This is a genomic window from Brevibacterium atlanticum, assembly GCF_011617245.1.
GTDB classification, from domain to species: domain Bacteria; phylum Actinomycetota; class Actinomycetes; order Actinomycetales; family Brevibacteriaceae; genus Brevibacterium; species Brevibacterium atlanticum.
The window spans coordinates 3,845,891-3,865,348 of the sequence record NZ_CP050152.1 but is presented as its reverse complement, the minus strand read 5'-3'; the positions used below and the strand labels follow the sequence as shown (position 1 = coordinate 3,865,348).

At 66.6% G+C, this 19,458-nt stretch carries 18 protein-coding genes; 11 read left to right on the top strand and 7 right to left on the bottom strand.

Annotated elements, in window-relative coordinates; genetic code table 11:
* Positions 1-40 precede the first annotated feature (40 nt).
* Positions 41-1,621, top strand: a complete 1,581-nt coding sequence (locus tag GUY23_RS17180) for an SLC13 family permease (protein WP_166974739.1) — start codon at positions 41-43, stop codon at positions 1,619-1,621.
* 133 nt (positions 1,622-1,754) lie between these two features.
* Here the strand turns inward: GUY23_RS17180 and menC are convergent, their stop codons facing one another.
* Positions 1,755-2,879, bottom strand: coding sequence for an o-succinylbenzoate synthase (menC, locus tag GUY23_RS17175; RefSeq protein ID WP_166974736.1), 1,125 nt, complete (start codon positions 2,877-2,879; stop codon positions 1,755-1,757).
* Between the two features lie 162 nt (positions 2,880-3,041).
* On the opposite strand from menC, the gene GUY23_RS17170 reads away from it, so the two are divergent.
* On the top strand, positions 3,042-4,082 hold the full coding sequence (locus GUY23_RS17170; RefSeq protein WP_166974732.1) for a class I SAM-dependent methyltransferase: 1,041 nt from the start codon (positions 3,042-3,044) through the stop codon (positions 4,080-4,082).
* Positions 4,083-4,396: 314 nt separating this feature from the next.
* Here the strand turns inward: GUY23_RS17170 and GUY23_RS17165 are convergent, their stop codons facing one another.
* Positions 4,397-5,569, bottom strand: a complete 1,173-nt coding sequence (locus GUY23_RS17165) for a M20 family metallopeptidase (protein ID WP_208085395.1) — start codon at positions 5,567-5,569, stop codon at positions 4,397-4,399.
* Between the two features lie 169 nt (positions 5,570-5,738).
* Between GUY23_RS17165 and GUY23_RS17160 the strand changes: the two genes are divergently transcribed.
* On the top strand, positions 5,739-7,220 hold the full coding sequence (locus GUY23_RS17160; protein WP_166974729.1) for a glutamate--cysteine ligase: 1,482 nt from the start codon (positions 5,739-5,741) through the stop codon (positions 7,218-7,220).
* Positions 7,221-7,436: 216 nt separating this feature from the next.
* On the opposite strand, the gene GUY23_RS17155 is transcribed toward GUY23_RS17160, so the two are convergent.
* Positions 7,437-7,742 (bottom strand): cupin domain-containing protein, encoded by a 306-nt coding sequence (locus tag GUY23_RS17155; RefSeq protein ID WP_166974726.1) that lies wholly within the window; start codon positions 7,740-7,742, stop codon positions 7,437-7,439.
* A gap of 204 nt (positions 7,743-7,946) precedes the next feature.
* Here GUY23_RS17155 and GUY23_RS17150 point away from each other — a divergent pair, with 204 nt between their 5' ends.
* From GUY23_RS17150 to GUY23_RS17140, 3 genes are read left to right on the top strand one after another with little or no spacing between them, the layout of a single operon-like run.
* Complete coding sequence (locus GUY23_RS17150) at positions 7,947-8,519, top strand: peroxidase-related enzyme (protein WP_208085394.1); 573 nt, start codon at positions 7,947-7,949, stop codon at positions 8,517-8,519.
* Positions 8,520-8,523: 4 nt separating this feature from the next.
* Positions 8,524-9,783: a pyridoxal phosphate-dependent aminotransferase gene (locus GUY23_RS17145; RefSeq protein ID WP_166974720.1), complete on the top strand. Its 1,260-nt coding sequence runs from the start codon at positions 8,524-8,526 to the stop codon at positions 9,781-9,783.
* Positions 9,780-10,712, top strand: coding sequence for a DMT family transporter (locus tag GUY23_RS17140; protein WP_166974717.1), 933 nt, complete (start codon positions 9,780-9,782; stop codon positions 10,710-10,712). The genes GUY23_RS17145 and GUY23_RS17140 overlap by 4 nt, the downstream gene beginning before the upstream one ends.
* Here the strand turns inward: GUY23_RS17140 and GUY23_RS17135 are convergent, their stop codons facing one another.
* Positions 10,713-11,072 carry an ArsR/SmtB family transcription factor gene (locus GUY23_RS17135; RefSeq protein ID WP_181275075.1) on the bottom strand — a complete coding sequence of 120 codons (360 nt, stop codon included), beginning with the start codon at positions 11,070-11,072 and terminating at the stop codon, positions 10,713-10,715.
* Between the two features lie 52 nt (positions 11,073-11,124).
* Positions 11,125-11,712: a peptidoglycan-binding protein gene (locus tag GUY23_RS17130; protein ID WP_166974714.1), complete on the bottom strand. Its 588-nt coding sequence runs from the start codon at positions 11,710-11,712 to the stop codon at positions 11,125-11,127.
* A gap of 136 nt (positions 11,713-11,848) precedes the next feature.
* Here GUY23_RS17130 and GUY23_RS17125 point away from each other — a divergent pair, with 136 nt between their 5' ends.
* The 4 genes from GUY23_RS17125 to GUY23_RS17110 all read left to right on the top strand — a co-directional run bounded on the left by GUY23_RS17125 (position 11,849) and on the right by GUY23_RS17110 (position 15,756).
* Complete coding sequence (locus GUY23_RS17125) at positions 11,849-12,061, top strand: hypothetical protein (protein ID WP_166974711.1); 213 nt, start codon at positions 11,849-11,851, stop codon at positions 12,059-12,061.
* Positions 12,062-12,157: 96 nt separating this feature from the next.
* Positions 12,158-12,850: a HEAT repeat domain-containing protein gene (locus tag GUY23_RS17120; protein WP_166974708.1), complete on the top strand. Its 693-nt coding sequence runs from the start codon at positions 12,158-12,160 to the stop codon at positions 12,848-12,850.
* Positions 12,851-13,089: 239 nt separating this feature from the next.
* Entirely contained in the window at positions 13,090-14,262 is a 1,173-nt protein-coding gene (locus GUY23_RS17115; RefSeq protein ID WP_208085599.1) for a MerR family transcriptional regulator, read from the top strand.
* 24 nt (positions 14,263-14,286) lie between these two features.
* On the top strand, positions 14,287-15,756 hold the full coding sequence (locus tag GUY23_RS17110; RefSeq protein WP_166974705.1) for an LssY C-terminal domain-containing protein: 1,470 nt from the start codon (positions 14,287-14,289) through the stop codon (positions 15,754-15,756).
* Between the two features lie 135 nt (positions 15,757-15,891).
* On the opposite strand, the gene GUY23_RS17105 is transcribed toward GUY23_RS17110, so the two are convergent.
* Positions 15,892-16,491, bottom strand: coding sequence for a MarR family winged helix-turn-helix transcriptional regulator (locus GUY23_RS17105; RefSeq protein ID WP_166974702.1), 600 nt, complete (start codon positions 16,489-16,491; stop codon positions 15,892-15,894).
* A gap of 86 nt (positions 16,492-16,577) precedes the next feature.
* Between GUY23_RS17105 and GUY23_RS17100 the strand changes: the two genes are divergently transcribed.
* Complete coding sequence (locus GUY23_RS17100) at positions 16,578-17,432, top strand: hypothetical protein (RefSeq protein WP_166974699.1); 855 nt, start codon at positions 16,578-16,580, stop codon at positions 17,430-17,432.
* Between the two features lie 69 nt (positions 17,433-17,501).
* Here the strand turns inward: GUY23_RS17100 and GUY23_RS17095 are convergent, their stop codons facing one another.
* Entirely contained in the window at positions 17,502-19,433 is a 1,932-nt protein-coding gene (locus tag GUY23_RS17095; RefSeq protein ID WP_166974696.1) for an acetate--CoA ligase, read from the bottom strand.
* Between the last annotated feature and the right edge of the window lie 25 nt (positions 19,434-19,458).

Below are 19,458 nucleotides of genomic sequence, written 5' to 3'. Positions count from 1 at the left end.
TATTTCGCAGAAATCCGGCAGTGGCGGCTCTTCAGGCGTCATGACCGACGTGCGTGAAGCCCTTCTCGGTGGCAAGACGTTCCGCAGTCTCAGCGAACAGAAGCTCTCCCCACGGGAGGAGAGGTTCGAACGCGCCCGCATGACTTCGGGCTTCGTCCTGGCGCCCCTCGTGGCGATCATCTTCGCCATCATCCCGATGGGGCTGACCTATCAGCAGCACATGCTCGCGGCGATCCTCCTCGGCGTCATCGTCCTCTGGATCACCGAACCCGTGCCGATCCCCATCGGTGGGCTCATCGGCGTCGGCGCCGTGGTCGTCCTCGGCATCGTTCCGGCAGAAGACGCGGTCGGGCCGTTCGGCTCCTCGACGATCTTCACGTTCATCGGCGCGTTCATTCTCGCCCAGGCGATGCTGCATCACGGCATCGCACAGAGGCTGGCTCTGACCGTCCTCTCGCTGCCCGGAGTCGGGAAGTCGGTCTATCGCGTGATCATCGCGTTCGGTCTGATCACCTGTGTGCTCTCGGCCTTCGTGTCGAACACGGCGACCGTGGCGATGCTCATGCCCACGGCGCTCGGCATCCTCGCCGTCATCGCCGAACTCATGCAGCAGCGCGGCATCGTCAAGAAGGACTTCGACCCGCTGCGGCTGCGGGTGGGTGCTGCCCTCCTCCTCATGCTCGCCTATGGTGCGAGCGTCGGTGGACTGCTCACGCCCGTCGGCTCTCCGCCGAACCTCATCGGCCGGGGGCTGATCGAAGAGGCCACGGGGGAGAAGATCTCCTTCGGCCAGTGGATGGCCGTGGCCCTGCCCATCTGCGTGGCGATGTTCGTCATCCTTGCGGTCGTGCTGTTCCTGCTCAACAAGCCCGAGATTCGGAAGATCGAAGGCGTCGAGGAGTACGTGAAGAAGGAACTGGCCGAACTCGGACCGGTGTCGCGCGCCGAGAAGAACACGCTCTTCGCATTCGGTCTCACCGTGCTGCTATGGCTGCTGCCGGCCTTCGCCGCACTGTTCACGGGCACCGATTCGCAGATCTATGACTTCCTCGATTCCCGCCTCGACGAAGGGATCGTCGCGGTCATCGGAGCCGCGCTGCTGTTCATCCTCCCCGTGGACTGGAAGCGTCGCGAACCCACCCTGACCTGGACGCAGGCGGCGAAGATCGACTGGGGCACGATCATCCTCTTCGGCTGCGGCATCATCTTCGGTGCGCTCCTGGCCGACACCGGTCTGGCCGAGACCATCGGCACCGGATTCGCCGACGGAATGGGCGTGACCAGCCTTTTCGCCATCACCGCGGTGTCCGTGGTGCTCGCGATCCTGATCTCGGAGACGACGTCGAACACCGCGGCTGCGGCCGTGATCGTGCCGATCGTCATCCCACTGTGTCAGGCGGCCGGAATCGACCCGTTCGTGCCGGCCATGGCCGCTACCTTCGCCGCGTCGTTCGGCTTCATGCTCCCGGTCTCCACACCGCAGAACGCGATCGTCTACGGCACCGGAGCCGTGCCGATCACGAAGATGATCCGCACCGGTTTCTCCTTCGACATCGCCGGGGCCATCCTCATCGTGGCGCTGGCGCCGGTGATGATCGGACTCGTCGGGCTGGGGAAGTAGGTGAGCTGCCCGACGGCTGATTGCTGGCCCCGCGGTCGGTTCGGCGGTCGGCAGCGGCTCGGACCAGTAGCGGTCGGTCCTGGTCAGTGGGAGCGGAAGGCGGCGGCCACCTCGGCGAGGGGTGCCGCCTTCCTCACTGCCCGGGCAGGATCTCCACTGAATCCGTGCGGAAGCGTTCGAGCTTGGCCGGGTCGATCGAGATGCCGAAGCCGACACCGGTGGGGACGTCGACCTTGCCATCGTGCATGACGATCTCCTCGGTGATGTCCTCGTGGAAGAAGCGGTTCGACCCGGAGATGTCGCCGGGCAGGGTGAAGCCCGGCAGAGAGGCCAGGGCCGCATTGGCCGCACGGCCCAGCCCGGTCTCGACCATCCCGCCGTGCCACACGGCGACACCGTGGGCGGCGGCGAGGTCGTGGATCTTCTTCGCCTCGATGAAGCCGCCCACCCGTCCGGGTTTGATGTTGATCACCGAGGTGGCTCCGAGCATGATCGCGTCCGCGGCCGCCTCGGCGGAGACGATCGATTCGTCGAGGCACATCGGGGTGTCCATGAGCTTCGCCAGCTCCGCATGCTGCCTGATGTCTGCCTCGCCGAGGGGCTGTTCGATGAGGAGGAGACCGTATTCGTCGAGGCGGCGCAGGTGTGCGGCATCGACGAGGGTGTAGGCGGCGTTCGCGTCGACCTGGAAGCCGAAGTCGTCTCCGAAGGCCTTGCGCACGGCGGCGACCGGGGCGATGTCCTTGCCGGGCTTGATCTTGAGCTTGATGCGGGCGTAACCCTCTTCGAGGTAGCCGCCGATGACCTTGACGGTCTCCTCGACCGAGTCCTGCATGCCCACCGACACTCCCGACGGCACTGAGTCGACGACCCCGCCGAGGTAGTCCTTGAACGACTGCTCATTGAGCTTGAGCTGGGCTTCGATGACCGCCATCTCGAGGGCCGACTTCGCCATCGGGTGGCCGATGACATGGCGCAGATGCCAGCCGACGGTCTCGGCAGTGAGGTCCTCGACGTCGAAGAGGATGGGAGCCAGCCAGCGACGCGTGACGTCGATGCCCGCGGCAACGTACTCCGAAGAATAGAGCGGGGCGATCATCGCCACGGATTCGCCCCACCCGGTGATCTCGCCCTTGGGCGTGTCGAAGACGGCCTCGACGAGGTAGCAGTCCTTCTCCGTCTCCCGCATGAACGAGGTCTCGAACGGGGTGACCAGGGGAATGGAGACCTGGTGGAGGGTGACTGACTTCAACTTCATAAGCCTGGCTCCTTCTGCACAGTTTCCGCGCAATCCCTGCGCAGCTCCTGCGCAACGCGGTCGATGGTTCTATCTCTCAGCTTAGGCCAGCGGCCTCTGGAGCCGCGGACCCGCGATTGATAGTGTGAACGAAAGTCTTCCTGTCGGCGAGGGGGCCACGTGATGAACGACTACCTGCGCACGCTCACCGCGCGCAGACAGTCCTGGTTCGGCCTCAAACTTCCGGTCAAGGCCGCCCTGGCCCAGCCGTTCCTCCACCCCGTTCTGCGCACGATCGCGCCCCGCGTCAAAGGGCTCAAGATCGGGCGCCTGCCCGCCCCGATCGAACTGACCGAGGTCCGCGGGCGATCCGGCGGCGCCGACTTCTACCTCGTCGAACCCTTCCGCTGCGAGATCGCCAAGGAGTTCTACTGGGGCCGTGGCAGACGCACCGAGCCCGAGGATGCCTTCGCCCTCGACCTCATGGTCGACCTCAGTACCGACGCCGAGGTGTTCCTCGACATCGGCGCCTACACCGGGGTGTTCACCATGGCCATCCTCGCGGCGAATCCACGGACCCGTGCCCACACCTTCGAGATCATTCCGGCCGTGGTCGCCGGCATCGAGAAGAACCTCGAGCGCAACGGTTTCACCGACCGCGTCACCGTCCACCCCACCGGAGTCGGCAGCCCCGATACGTGGATGAAGGTGCCCCTCGGCGACGGCGGGTCGGCCTTGCCGTCGTTCTACTCCGCCGATATGGATTTCGACTCCGACGCCGAGGTGCGCTTCACGTCCCTCGATGACCTCCTTCCCGAACTCCTCGAGGAGAATCCCGGGTTGGACAGGGCCGTGGAGCCAGCGACGGAGTCAGGTGGCGCGTGGGCGAAGACGAGCGCGGCAGGGATGAATACCGACGTGCCCGATCACTCGCGGGTGACCGTGAAGATCGACGTCGAGGGCGGCGAGAACGAGGTCTTCGCCAATGGGCAGGAATTCCTCGACACATTCCACCCCGACATCCTCTGTGAAGTCCTCGACGACCGGGCGAGACCACGCGAACTCATGGGCCACCTCGGCGGGCACGGTTACCATTACTATCTCGTCGGCGAGGATCGGCTCTTCGCCCGGAGGACGATCCGGCCCGATCCGCAGCTGCGCGACTGGCTGTTCACGCTGAAGTCGCCAGACCAGATGCGTGCCGCCGGATACCCCGTGGACTAGCGGCATTTGTCGTCGGCGCGAGGGGCGAACCTGAGCGGAGGGCCTTCAGCCAGTCAGCTGGGCGGCGGCCACGGCCAGTTGGGCGTGGGCAGAGCGCACATCTCCTGCTCGAAACTGGCAATCTGAGCACACTCAACTCTCCTGACGCCGCAGATCCGACGCTCAAAGCAGCCCTTCGGCCTCTTCCGACGCGGCCAATGCACAGCGCAAGCACCGTAGGTGGTCGTTTTGGTCGGGTCCCGCGGCATCAGAACCCGACCAAAACGACCACCTAAGGGCCCGGTGCAGGCCCCCGCCTGCGCTCGCCTCGTCTGTCAGCCCTTGAGCTGGTCGGCGATGAGAGCGGCGAGTAGCGCCGTCCGTGGCGCGATCTCGTCGATGACGGCATGTTCGTGCTCGGCGTGCGCACCGTCGCCGACGGCACCCAGGCCATCGAGCGTAGGGATTCCGTCGCCGGCCGTGAAGTTCCCGTCCGACGCTCCGCCCACGAATACACCTTCCGGTGCTGGCAGCCCGAGCTCACCGGCCAACGCTGTCGCACGGTCGAACAGGGCCGCCGACTGCTCGCGCTCGAACGGCGGTCGATTGATCCCGCCGAGCACCTCGGTCCTCGAGCCCTCCACCTGCGGTTTCTCCGCCAGCGAGCGTATCGCGGCGTCCACGCGCTCGAGTTCGGCCGCGGTCTTGGCCCGCACATCGATGTCCACCCGCGCCTCGGCCGGCACCGTGTTCGACGTCGTCCCCGCACTGATCACAGTCGGTACCACTGTCGTTCCCGCCTCGGCGTCGGCGAGGTCGGCCACCAACGGCAGGGTCAGCGCCAGCGCCATACCCGCGTTGATCCCCTTCTCCGGTTCGAGCCCCGCATGCGAGGCTTTGCCCGAGAACTTGAGGACGTAGTTGCTCGTGCCCTTGCGCTCGAGCTTGAGCGCACCGTCGGCGCTCGCCTCCATGACGAACACGGCTCCGGCGTCGGCAGCTTCGGCGCGGATGAGATCGGACGAGGTCAGGGAGCCGATCTCCTCATCGCCGGTGACGAGGATCGACAGACCGCCCAAGGCGCCGTCGCCGAGGCTGTCGCGCAGGATCGCAGTCGCGTGCACGCTCATGATGGCCCCGGTGAGCATGTCGAAGCTGCCGGGGCCCCGCAGGATGCCGTCCTCGGTGGAGAACGGGATGCGCTCGAGCGTGCCGTGTGGCCACACCGTGTCCTGATGGTTGAGGAGGACGACCCGGGCGGGACCGGTGCCGAAGCGCAGACGCAGATGGGTGGTGTCCTCGATCTCGAGCAGCTCCGCCTCGGCGCCGAGGCGCTCGCGCAGCAGGTCGGCGAAGTCCCGCGCGCCAGCGGCCACCGCTTCCTTGTCGCTCGACGGGGTCTCGAGCGAGATGACGCGTTCGATGTCGGCGAGGATGTCGGGCAGGCGCTCTGCGGCCTGTTCGATGAGGTCGGCGGGCTGGATATCGGATGATGTGGTCGAAGTCATAGGGCGATTCTACGAAAGGCGATCAGTCGTGGACGGTGGCGTCCGGATGGCGCGACCGGCTCGGGTGGGAGTGGACAGTCGGCTGCGGTAGTTGCGGACTGTCGTCCGCGACTGTGCGAAGTGTGCCGGGACCGCGCACAAACCCGGCCGTGTGTGGTTTGCTAGTTCCATGGGTGAGGCAGTCAGCTCCAAGCGGTACACGCCGGAGGAACGAACACTGTATCGGGAGAAGCTCGCGGAGAATCTCGAGCTCTTCGATACCTACCTGCGTCACGCGGAGTTCAAGTCGGCGGGCACGATCGGGCTCGAACTCGAGCTCAACCTCGTTGACGGTGAGAATCAGCCGACCCTGCGCAACAAGGAGGTGCTCTACCGCCTCGACGACGAATTCCAGTCCGAGATCGGCGGGTTCAATCTCGAGCTCAACCATCCGGTGCTTCAGGTCGCCGGACGCGGGCTGAAGACCCTCGAAGCCGGTGTCGCCCACCGGCTCGAAAAGGCGCAGAACGCCGCCGAGGCGGACGGGCTGAAGGCGGTGTCGATCGGGACCCTGCCGACGCTGACCACGCAGTTCCTCACCGACGAGTCGTGGATGACCGAGGAGAATCGCTACGAGGCGCTGAGCAACTCGATCATCGATGCACGCGGGGAGTATGTGCGCATCGAGCTCGGCCGGGACGAGCGGTACCGGGCGGAATTCTCGGATATCGCTCCCGAAGCGTCCTGCACCTCGATGCAGCTGCACCTGCAGGTGGCGCCGAATCGGTTCGCCGATGCGTGGAATGCCTCGCAGGCGATCGCCTCCGCCCAGGTTGCGATGGCGGCGAATTCGCCGCTGTTCGTCGGGCGCAAGCTGTGGCACGAGTCCCGGATCCCGGTGTTCTCGCAGTCCATCGACACGCGTACGCCGGAGCTGGTCAATCAGGGTGTGCGCCCGCGGGTGTGGTTCGGCGAACGGTGGATCACGAGCGTGTTCGACCTGTTCGAGGAGAACGTCCGCTACTTCCCGCCGCTGCTGCCCGAGATCAAGGACTTCGTCGAATTCCGTGCCGCCGACGCCCCGAAGCTCTTCGAACTCAACCTGCACAACGGCACCGTGTGGCGCTGGAACCGGCCGATCTACAACTCGGGTGACAGCGGCGCGCACATCCGGGTGGAGAACCGACTGCTGCCTGCCGGTCCGACCCCGGTCGACATGGTCGCCGATGCCGCCTTCTACTACGGGCTGGCCGAGTTCCTCGTCGGGGAGAACCGTCCCGTGTGGTCGCGGATGTCGTTCGAGGAAGCCGAGGAGAACTTCTTCGCCTGCGCCAAGGACGGCATCGAGGCGCGGGTGACGTGGCCGAAGATCGGTCGCATCGGCGTCGCCGACCTCGTCACCGACGTGCTTGCCCCGCAGGCCAGGCGCGGTCTGGCGAGACTGAACATCGACAAGGACGTCATCGACGAATACATGTCGATCATCGAAGGCCGCGCCGAGCGCCGCGTCAACGGTGCGACCTGGCAGCTGCGGGCTCTGGAGAGCCTGGCCCCGGGAAGTCGGCAGGACTCGCCCGAACGCGCCGAGGGGCTCCAGGCGATGATGGATGCCTACCTGGCCAATCAGGCCTCAGGCAAGCCCGTCCACACCTGGGAGATCCCTGCCGGCTGAGAGGTCTGGCCACCCGCGGAAAGGCCGGAGCCACGGCCTGTCGCCCTCAAGTCACACATCTGTTCGGGCGCAAGCCCTTGGGTGGGCGAAATAGTCGGAACTCCGGGCCTTGGGTGGGCGAAATGGTCAGGCGGTCGCGCGGCAGCCCCGACCATTTCGCCCACCTACGCGACTCGTGCTCGGGCAAAGAGAAATTCCTCCGAAGGCCCCAAAGCCTCAGAGGCGCTCGACCTCGACGAAGACGACGTCGGCGCTGCCGCCGGGGTTCGAGACTTCGTGTTCGGCCCCGGCCGGCCGGGTATAGGAGACTCCGGCTTCGAGCTCGGCGTGGATCTCGGTGCCGTCCGCGTTGCGCACGTGCATCGTGTCGGTGACCATCGGCACGACGACGTATTCGTGCTCGTGCTTGTGCATCGGGATGACGCCGTCGGGCCTGATCGTCCACCTCGTCACTCGGAACACACCGTTGTCGAGCTGGATCTCTCCGGTCGAACCAGTGTCTGCTGCGCTGTCGTCGGTCATGGTGATCTCCTTTGATGCTCGTGCGGAAACGTGAACGAACGTACCGATCTCACTGTATCTCTCGCTCGTGCCGGGCGGGTTCGCGCGCTGAACGCAGGGCATCCCGTCTCGCCGACGCGGTGCTGCGCGCACCGCAATCATCCGTCCCAGCCCGCCGTAAACGGGCTCGACTCGAACCGGCTCACCCGGGCTAGCATGAGGGATATGCGATACCCACTTGCTGACATCGACGACGTCGACGATGACATCCGCACTCAGATCCTCGAAGTGGCCGAGAAGTCCGGCTTCGTGCCCAACGTCTTCCTCTCCCTGGCCCGCCGGCCCGCCGAGTTCCGCGCGTTCTTCGCCTACTACGACGCCCTCATGGAGAAGGAGACCGGCAGCCTGACCAAGGCCGATCGGGAGATGATCGTCGTGGCCACCTCGGCGGAGAACAACTGCCTCTACTGCGTCGTCGCACACGGGGCGATGCTGAGGATCTTCCAGAAGGACCCCTTCATCGCCGACGTCGTCGCCACGAACTACCGCCAGGCAGACATCAGCGCACGTCAGAAGGCGATGCTCGACTTCGCCGTGAAGATCTGCAAGGAACCGTGGACCGTCGACGATGACGACTATGCCGTCCTCGCCGAACACGGATTCGACGATGAGGACGCCTGGGACATCGGTGCCATCGCCGGCTTCTTCGCCCTGTCCAACCGCATGGCCCACGTGGCGCAGATGGTTCCGAATCCGGAGTTCTACACCCTCGGCCGTGTCCCGCGTGAGGAGAAGTGAGCCGATGACAGCCCACACCCCCGCCCGAGGTCAAGCCACCCCCGCCGAGGCGGCCCCCGCCAAGTACACCCCCGACGACAACAGACCGGCCGCCTCGGCGAGGTCCGGACTCGTCCAGCCCTTCGCGGCGATGGGCATCGTCGCCACCGTCGGTCAGATGCAGCGGGCCGGCCGCGACACGATCGCCATGTGCCTGGGCGAACCGACCCAGGGCGCACCGAGCCCCGTGCTGGCCCGCGCCGCCGAGGTCGCCCGCGCCGGCACCGGACTCGGCTACTCGCCGATCTTCGGCATCCCCGAACTGCGCGACGCCATCGCCGGACACTACCGCGACTGGTACGGACTCGACATCCCCGTCGAACGCATCGCCGTGACCACAGGATCCTCGGGCGCGTTCCAGACGACGTTCCTCACCTGTTTCGACGTCGGTGACCGAGTGGCACTGGCCCGGCCCGGGTATGGGGCGTACAAGAACATCCTCGCCGCGCTCGGCTGCGAGGTCGTCGAACTCGACTGCGGACCCGACGAGGGCTACCAGCCCAATGTCGACCTGCTTGCCGCCGCTCATGCCGAGGCACCGCTCAAGGGGCTCATGCTCGCCTCCCCGGCGAATCCGACGGGCACGATGATCGGCGCTGAAGCGCTCGGCGAACTCGTCGACTGGTGCCGGGACAACGGGGTGCAGGTGATCTCGGACGAGATCTACCACGGCATCAGCTACATCGGCACCCGCGGAGAATGCGCACTCGCCCACGACGACACGGCGATCGTCATCTCCTCGTTCTCGAAGTACTGGGGCATGACCGGATGGCGGCTGGGCTGGGCGATCCTGCCCGAGGAGCTCGTCGCCCCGGCCCAGAACGTCACGGGCAACCTCTCGCTGTGCGCCCCGGTGCCCGCCCAGTACGCGGCCGTCGCGGGCTTCACCGATCAGTCCTATGCCGAATGCGAAGCCGCCGTGGCCTCCTTCGCCGGAGCCCGCGACCACGTTCTGACTGCGCGCGATGACCTCGGTTTCGGCGAGATGGCTCCACCCGACGGCGCCTTCTACATGTACGCCCGCATCGACGACATCCTCGACCGGGCAGGACTCGACACCGCCGGCCAGTGGTGCGCGCAGGTGCTCGACGCCACCGGCGTGGCTCTCGCCCCGGGCGATGACTTCGATTCGATCGACGGGCCCCGCTCGGTACGTCTGTCCCTGGCCGTCGGAGCCGACCGGACCGCCGAGGCCATCGACCGCATCCTCGACTACATGGGATGAGTCCCGCCGAGGTGGCCGGACCGGGCCCGACCCCCGCCCCGCGCGCCCTGCCGGTGCTCGGGGTGATCGTCGCGGCCGTGCTACTCGGCTCGGCCGGTCTGTTCGTCATCCTCGCCGAGGCGACTGCCCCGACTGCCGCCTTCCTGCGGTGTTGGATCGCCGTGGTTGTGCTCGCGCCGTTGGCCTTCCTCGAGATCCGCAGGCATGGGAAGGTACCGCCGCAGGCACTGGTCATCGCCGCGGTCTCCGGTGCTGCTCTGGGGATGGACTATGTACTGTGGGCGCAGAGCGTGCTCGACGCCGGGCTCGGAGTCTCCACCGTGCTCATCAGCGTCCAGGTCATCGTGTTCCCGGCGCTGGTCTGGATCTTCGGCGGGAGCCGCCCCGGGTGGCTGTTCATCGGCTGCATCCCGCTCATGATCATCGGCATGCTGCTCACCGGGGGAGTCCTCGGTGTCGATGCCGCCGCGGCGAACCCGACGCGAGGCGCGGTCTTCGGGATCCTCTCCGGCATCCTCTACGGCGTCTACATCTTCGGCATCCACCACTGTCGGAAGCTCGCCCCACAGTTCGTCGTCGCTCCCGTCGAGGTCGGCACCATCGCGGCCGGGGCGATGACGGCAGTGGCCGGGCTCGCCCTCGGCGGACTCGACTTCGACCTCGGCTGGGACGGGTGGGCCTGGATGCTCGCGCTGGCCGTGTGCGGGCAGGCCCTGTCCTGGGTGCTGCTGAGCATCTCGAGCCCGTTGGTGCCGGTGCCCACGACGGCCGCGCTCATGCTGCTGCAGCCGCTGTCGGCTGTGGTCCTCGGTTCGCTCATCGCCGATGAGCGTCTGCAGCCGGCCCAGTGGATCGGTGCTGTTCTCGTCGCCGCGATCGTGTGGATCGTCGGGGGAGGTCCGGCGGCGCTGACGAGGAAGAGGCGCTGATCAGTGCTCGTGAGCCTCGACGGTGTGCGCGATGGCGTCGATGATGATGTGGGCGACGTGGTCGTCCTTGAGCGAATAGTAGGCTTCGCGTCCGATCCGATTGACCCCGACGAGGTGGAGCCCGCGGAGGAACTTCAGGTGCTGGGACACGAGCGGCTGGGACAGACCGGTCGATTCGACGATGTGCGTCACCGTCGCCTCACCGTGGGTGAGCACGAGCAGCATCTTCAGCCGCGAGGGGGTCGCGAGTGCCTTGAACAGGTCGGCGGTCTCGGTGATGGCTTCGAGGTTGTCCTCGGGGTTGAGCAGGAGCTGTTCGACCTCGTCGTCGACGTGTTCGGGTTCGGTTGTGGAAGCCATGAGTGCAGATTACCGGAGAACCGCGACCGCTCGCCGCATCCGGGCCGGCGCCTCAGCTCAGTGCTTCGACGTCGTTCTGTGTTCCGAGGAGATCATCGGCGAGCGATTCCCACTGTCCGTAGGCGTCGGGCAGGGCCGACCGCTGCACGGATTGGGCCGCCTCGGTGGGCGACATCGTGGTCCAGCCGTCGATCTGCTCGAGACCGGGATTCTTCACCTCGGGGTTGATGCCGTAGAACGCCTTCGCCGCGTAGATGGGGTCGGTGAGCTTGGTCGGATCTCCCCAGCCCTGCGAGGGGCGCTGCTGGAACAGGCCGACCGAATCGCGGTCGCCGGAGTCGAGGTTGCGCAGTGACGACTCCTGAAGAGCAGTCATCAGGGCGATGCGGATCGCCTCGTCGCTGAAGTCGCCGCCGCGGCCGACGCCGATGATGAGGCGCGCATTGTCGATCTGGTGGTCGCTGAGCTGGCTGACCGAGGCCATCTGCATCTGCCTGATCTTCGTCGAGCCGAACGAGAAGGGTGAGTGAACGATGACGACGGCTGCGAGAACCAGTGCCGCCACAGCTGCCCCGAGCCCGATCAGGGCACCACGAACGGCGGACCGGCGGCCCGTGCGGTGGCGTGTCTGTCGAGGCATGAATATAACGATAATGCAACAAACTGAGGACGCAATGGACCCACGCCGTGCCTTTTGTCACAGGAAGGTCACGGCGGCTCGGGGTGAGCGGCGGCATCGCCGGTGTGCGGTGGCGGAGCCGACATAGGATCGGACCATGGATCTCTTCCAGCGGCGAAACCGTCGACCTCCGTGGGTCAGCTGCCTGATCGTCGCCTTCGTGGCCGTTTCGGTCACCACGACAGTGCTCATCACCGCCGTGGTGGTGATCCTCGTGGTCGCCGATACCGCGAGCTCCGGAGACGAGGGCAGCACCCCGGGAGTGAGCACGACCGCCCCGGTCGAGGGCGGTTGGTCGGGCGAAGGCTGAAGGGCTGCACGCACCCCGGACCTTCCCGCCCTTGACCCCGCCCTTGACCTTGCCACGATGTCAAGGTCTTCACTGGGTGGCAAGGAGGTGGAGACCATGACCAATCCACACACGCACCACCCGACACATGAGGTCGACGACTCGGATGTCCGGTCGCTGGCGGGACCGAATCCGCAGCAGCGGCTGCAGGCCGCCATGACGATCGGCATCCGAGCGGAGCCCCGCGACCTCGATGTCCTCATCGACCGGAGCCGGATCGAACCGGACTTCTTCGTGCGCGACATGCTCACGTGGGCCCTGACCAGGCTGCCCGCCGACGAGGTGGTCCCGCGGCTCATCGTCGAACTCGACTCCGCGCACCCGCAGGGGATCAGCCAGGCACTGCACACGCTGTCAAAGATCGGAGACACCCGGGCCTGGGGAAGTATGGATCCGCAGACGGTGGGAACGCGGTTCATCGCCCATCCCGACACCGAGGTGGCCCGCAGTGCGTGGCGATCCGCCGTCGCGCTGGTGCCTGAAGAGGATCGTGAGAACTTGGCATCAGCTCTGGTCACGCAGCTGGGCCGTGGAGATGTCGACATGCAGAAGAGCCTCAGTCGAGCGATCGTGACCCTCGGTGAGGATCTCGTGTCAGTGGTCGATGAGAGGCTTCATGCAGAGGACGACACAGTGCGAGCTTACGCCATGGCGACCAGGGACATGTTCGATGACCCGGACGCCGGCTTCGCTCACGCCTTGGACGCAGCCAAGCGGGTGGTCGCACTGGGGTTCGAGTCTTCGGTCTAGATCGGTTTCAGGGAAGTGCCGGTCGATCCGGTGTCGTCGAGTGGGGCAAGCTCGACGACACAGGGCCGAAGTCTCGGACTCCTTCCTCCGAACGAGCACGTCGTGGGGACGCCTCCGGGGAAGGAGCGCGCCCGCGGGAGCGCCCCAGAAAATGTGTCGAATGCAGGTGAATCGGGCTGGGTGAATCGGATCGCGCCTCCACGGGCCGGGCCTATAGTGATAAGAGAAGCGAGGTGGATATGCGCATCGGCGAGGTCGCCCGGCGCTCCGGCGTCAGCGCGCGGATGCTGCGTCACTACGAATCCATCGGCCTGCTCGAACCCAGTGATCGGACATCCGCCGGATACCGCGAGTATTCGGATACCGACATCGGACGGATCTTCCATATCGAGGGCCTGCGCCGACTCGGAATGAGTCTCACGGAAGTCGGAGAGGTGCTCGCTGACCCGAGCTTCGACACGACGCGGCTGCTCGGCGACCTCATCGCCGAGACGCGCGAACGCATCGCTGCCGAAGAGCGCCTGCTCGCACACCTCGAACGCATCGAGCGCCTCGGCCGAACCGATGCCGAGGCACTGCTGTGGACCGTCGATCTCATGCGGTCCCTCGAATCATCCGATGTCATCCAACGCCACAAGGCGGCACTGGGCGGAGGTATCGACGGCAGTGTGCCGATCGAAGCGCTCTCGTCGGCCGTTCTCGACGAACCTGCGCCGAATGCGGCCGGAGCCATGCGGTGGGCTCTCGCCCAGGCTGGTTCCGCCGCTGTCGCGCCGCTTCTGACCGGAGTCGACGACCCCTCTGCCGCGGTGAGGGTCCGAGCGATCCGCGCACTCGATGAGATCCGCCGCACGACTGCGCGCGAGGACCTCGGCGAAGACGCGGTCGAGGTGATCCGTGAAGCCCTTCGGTCGCGCCTGAACGATGAGGATGCCGAGGTGAGGGGACTCTGCGCCTTCGGACTGACCGGGCTGGACGACGCTGCTGCGGTGCCCGAGCTTCTGACGATCGCGATGAACGGTCCGCGGGACATCGACGCCGCCGAGGCTCTTGCCGGGTTCGTCTCTGCGGGCTCGACGGCCTCCGGGGACATCATGGCCGCGCTGGACCGAGCCGCTCGATCGCCTCGGGCCGATGAGCGCTTCCGCGCACTCCAGGTCCTCATCGAGATCGCCGACGAACGGGTTGACCGTGACCGGGTCGGCCGGGACCGGATCGGCCGGGACCAGTCCGGCCGTGGTCTGGGCAGCCGTGATTCGGCGAAGTCGCACCGGGAGCAGGCGGCAGAGCTGCTCGCGCGGCTGGCCGAGGACGATGATCGCCAGGTGGCCGTCACGGCCACCGCGGAACTGCGGCGACGGTCGGGCCGCCTCGGCGAGGGGAATTCGGGTTCTCCGCATTCCGGCGCGTGAAGCCGATTGTCTAAACTGGCACCCATGACTTCGGGAGGAACGGGGGACGGATCCGCCGCCGCAGATGCGCAGATCGGGCAGAAGAGGCGGCTCAAGCAGTCGTTCGTCTACCGCCGTCACCACTTCACACCGACCGGGATCCTCGACTATCTGTTCTTCCTCTTCGGCGGGGCGGCCTCGACCTGGCTGGCGCTGCTGATCCTCCTCAAGGGCTTCAGTCTCGGGTGGTGGCAGGTGCTGACCCTGCTCGTGTTCTGGGGTGTCGTGTCCTACCTCGCGCTGCCCAGGCTGCACCGCATCCTCTCTCAGATCTACGTGCCGAACTACTTCATCGGCCGCACCCGCACCTCCGACGGACTGCTCGGCGACCCGGTCAACCTCGCCTGGCGCGGTGAGGAAGCGCAGATCCACCACGCGATGAGAGCGGCCGGATGGATCCTCGCCGACAGCATCACACCCGCGTCGACCTGGGAGATCATCCGCTCGACGGTGACGAAGCGCAGCTACCCGCAGGCGCCGGTGTCGCCGCTGCTGCTGTTCGGTCGGCGACAGGACTTCGCGTACCAGCAGGAGGTCGACGGCGACCCGGGCCAACGCCACCACGTGCGCTTCTGGAAGTGCCCGAGCGGTTGGCTCATGCCCGGCGGGCACCAGGCCGACTGGCTGGCCGCAGGCACCTACGACAAAGCCGTCGGGATCTCACTGTTCACTCTGCAGTTCACGCACAAGATCGAAGAGAACACCGACGTCGAACGCGACCACATCGTCAGCACCGTCACGGCCGCCGACGATTCGGTCACCGTGGATCGGATCAAGGACTTCTCCACCGGCTACCACTCCCGCAACGGAGGTGGGGACGCGATCATCACCGACGGACACCTGCCGATCGTCGACGTCACCGCGGTCGTCGCCGATGAGGACGACTACCCAGAGCGCTTGGAACTGGCGCTCGATGCCACCCAGATCTACTCCGAATCGCGGTCGGTGGCCGAAGTGACGAAGACCCTGTGGCGGCGGCGACCGCTGCAGACCGTCGTCGGCGCGGCCCTTGTCCTCGTGCTGCTGCTCTTCCAAGCCTGGGACGTGATCGGCACGCTTCTGGACTGGAACGGACTGCGCTCGGAAGTCACCGACTACAGCGCGGACATCGCGGCGCTGAGCGACGACACGGCTACTCGGATCGCGGCGGGAGTGCTCATCGGGGTCAGCCTCCTCATCGGCTGCCTGCAGGTGATCGCCTCGGCGCGGGTCTTCCGCGGCAGCAACCGGGCGAGGCTGTGGATCCTCACCCTGTCGACGATCTCGGTGATCGTGTCGATGACGAACTACTTCACCGGCGACCGCGACCTGGCGACGAACATCTATGCACTGACGACGATCGCCATGCAGGTCGCTGTGCTGCTGTCGCTGTCGAGCGACTCCTCCCGAATGTTCACCCGGTTCAGCACCGCTGCACTCCGAGCGGAACGCCAGGACCGAGCCCTCGAAGACTGACGACGGCGCCGAGGCGGCCAGGCCGGAGTGCACGAGACGGTAGAGCCGCATGGCCATGCTGACGCCCGACCTCTCCGTCTTCGACTCGATCGATCCCGCTCTCAGGGGCGTCGACCGGGATCGCGCCGGGCAGGCTCATTTCGGCCACGCATTGGCCAGGCGCGTGAGCAGCTCGGCCAGCAGGGCGCGCTCATCGGCGGTGAACTCGCTGAGTGCCTGATCGACGCTGTCACGCTGGGCGCCGCGGAATCGATTGACGATCGCCCGCCCCTTGTCGGTGAGAGCGATGAGGGTGCGCCGGGCATCCTCGGGGTCCGCCTCCCTCCGCAGCAATCCGAGTTCGACCCCCTGAGAGACGAGTCGGGACGCGCGTGGCTGATCGACGCCGATCGCTTCACCGAGAGCGCTGACCCCGAGCGCCGTGCCCGCCTGCACCAAGGCGATGAGCAGCTGCCACTGCGCGCGGCCGCCGAAGTGGCCCTTGAACTTCTCGCGCCAATCGAATCCAGGATCGCCGTGCCCCTCGCGGCGGCCGGGACCATGCTCCGGCCGGCCTCTGCCTTCCGCGCCGTGCCGCCCGCCGAAGGGGAACTCACCGTGCGACGGATCGGCGAAACCGCCTCGCCCGCTGAACCCCCGCGGAGGCCCGAAGCCGCGCGGGCCGCCGGGGCCCCGCCGCCACTGCAGGCGCGTCAGCGCCTCCGCGATCGTCTGGATGTCATCGTCTGAGCTCATACTCGCATTTTACATGTTACTTGACATGCTCCTGCACTGCATGTCATTCTGCATATACATGTCAGATAACAACTAAAGGAGATGACATGAGTACCCACGACAACTTCAGCAATGACAATGACGACGTCGAACGCTCCGCGTCGAACGAGAACGTCGAGTCGAACTCCAGGACCGAGGCCGTCGACCAGTCAGAGTCCACGAACGACGGATCGAACGATGCGTCGGGCGCTCCGACCGTCGGTGCCGACGACACCACGATCGGCCCGGCCGCGGATGATGCGACCGATGGAACCGTGCTCGACGACACGCACGACGACCCCGAGAGCGACAATGCCGGTGCGAGCGATTCGTCGGAGCGTGACGATCCCGACGTCGACCTTCCGCAGCTGCTCCGCCAGGTCAGCCGCGTGATGCGTCGCGAATTCCGCGCCGCAGCGAAGGACAGCGGTTTCGACCCCCGAGACTTCGGTCGGATGCGGCGCGGGCGCCGAGGCTGGGACGACGACGAGATGGTCGCCGACGGCGCCCCCGGCCCAGAAGAACCCGTCACCTACGGGCCTCCCCGCGGACGCCGCGGCTGGGGACCTGCCGGAGACGTCAACCCTGAGGAGCTGCGCCGCCGGATGCGCGACCTGCGCGACACCGTCGGCGACAAGGTCGAAGACGTGCTGTCCTCGGAGGAGTTCGAAGACCTCAAGGCCTCACTGTCGAAGATCGTCGACGCCTTCGGTGCCGATCGCTGCGGAGACGACTCCCGCCGGGACGACTCCCGCCGAGGCGGCCGCCGCTTCGGACCCGGGTTCGGTCCCGGACGCCGAGGATTCGACCCCTTCGGATGGGCCGAGGATCGGCGCGACCGGGAACGCGATCACGACCAGGAGGTCCAGGACGCCTTCGAACGCGGCTTCGCGGCCGGGTTCGAACAGGGCCGAAACTCCTGACCCATCTATGCGACAGGCCCAGCCGCGCGAGTGACTCACCCGCTCGGGTGAATCACCTTTCCGAGTGACTCACCCGCGGGAGAGCACCGACGAGAGATCGTCGAGCACCGTGCGGTCCTCGATCGTCGACGGCACTGCCGGATTCTCGGCGCCGTCGGCGATCTCGCGCATGGTCTTACGCAGGATCTTGCCCGACCGGGTCTTCGGCAGCCCCGCCACGACGTCGACCTGCCTGAACGCGGCGACGGGACCGATCTCCTTGCGCACCAACGCCACGAGTTCGTCGGTGACGGTCGCGGGATCGGCCGCCTCGGCGGAGTCACCGAGCACCACGAGGGCCCGGGGGATCTGACCCTTGACGTCGTCATGCACACCGATGACAGCCGCCTCGGCGACGGCGGGATGAGAAGCGACGACGGCCTCGATGATCCCGGTGGACAGGCGGTGACCTGCGACGTTGATGACGTCATCGGTCCGTCCCATGACATAGACGTAGCCGTCCTCGTCCAGATAGCCCGAATCGCCGGTGAGATAGTAGCCGTCGAACGCCGCGAGATACGACGAGATGAACCGGTCGTCATCGCCCCACACCGTGGCCATCGTGCCCGGAGGCAGCGGCAGTTTCATGACGATGAGCCCTTCCTCGCCTGCCTTGACGGGTGTCCCGGCGGGGTCGAGGACCTCGATCCGATAGCCGGGCACCGGCTTCGTCGGTGATCCCGCCTTGAGTGGGAACCGGGTCAGACCCAGCGGATTCGCCGCGATCGGCCAGCCGGTCTCCGTCTGCCACCAATTGTCGACGACGGGGATGTCACGTCCGGTCGCCTCGGCGAGGGTCTTCGTCGTCCATTCGTACGTATCCGGGTCGAGCCGTTCGCCGGCGAGGAATTCCGCGCGCAGACTGGAGAGGTCGTACTTCTTCATCAGCTCGCCGTCCGGATCCTCCTTGCGCACCACGCGCATGGCCGTCGGGGCGGTGAAGTGGACGTTGACCTGGTGCTGTTCGATGGCGCGGAAGAACGCTCCGGCATCGGGGGTGCCCACGGGTTTGCCCTCGTAGAGCACCGAGGTGACGCCGGCCAGCAGCGGCGCGTAGACGATGTAGGTGTGCCCGACGACCCAGCCGACGTCCGAGGCGGTGAACATCGTGTCGCCCGGGTGGAGGCCGAAGATCGCGGGCATCGAGAACGCGCCGGCCACGGCGTAGCCGCCGGAATCGCGGACGATGCCCTTCGGCTTGCCGGTGGTGCCGGAGGTGTAGAGGACGTAGAGCTCATCGGTGGCCTTCACGGTGACCGGGTCCATGCCCACGGGGGTCTGGGCGAGGAGCTCGGCGTAGTCGACGTCGGCCTCGCCGAGATCGCAGCGGTGCTCCTTGCGCTGGACGATGACGGTGAAGTCCGGCTTGTTCTCAGCGATCTCGACGGCTTCGTCGAGCATCGGCTTGTATTCGAGGACACGGTTCTTCTCGACGCCGCACGATGTGGAGACGATCGCCTTCGGCGCGGTGTCGTCGATGCGCACGGCGAGTTCGTTCGGGGCGAAGCCGCCGAAGACGACGGAGTGGATGGCGCCGAGGCGGGCACAGGCGAGCATGGCCACGGCCGCCTCGGGGATCATCGGCATATAGATGACGACACGGTCGCCCTTGGTCACGCCCTTGTCCGACAGCGCGCGGGCGAAGCGAGAGACCTCGTCGAGGAGTTCGGCATACGTGACCCGGCGGACCGTGTCGGTCACCGGCGAATCGTAGACGAGGGCGGCCTGGTCGCCGCGGCCGTTCTCGACATGCCGATCGAGCGCGTTGTAGCAGACGTTGAGTTCGCCGTCGGGGTACCAGCGGTAGATCGGGGCGTTCGAGTCGTCGACCGCGCGGGTCGGTTCCTTCACCCAGTCGATGAGGTTCGTGGCCTGGTCGAGCCAGAAGCCCTCGGGGTCCGAATCGATGCGTGCGACGACGTCGTCGTAGCTGGGGGCGGTGGTGTCCGGTTGCGTATCCATGATCCCATTGTGACGCACAGCACAA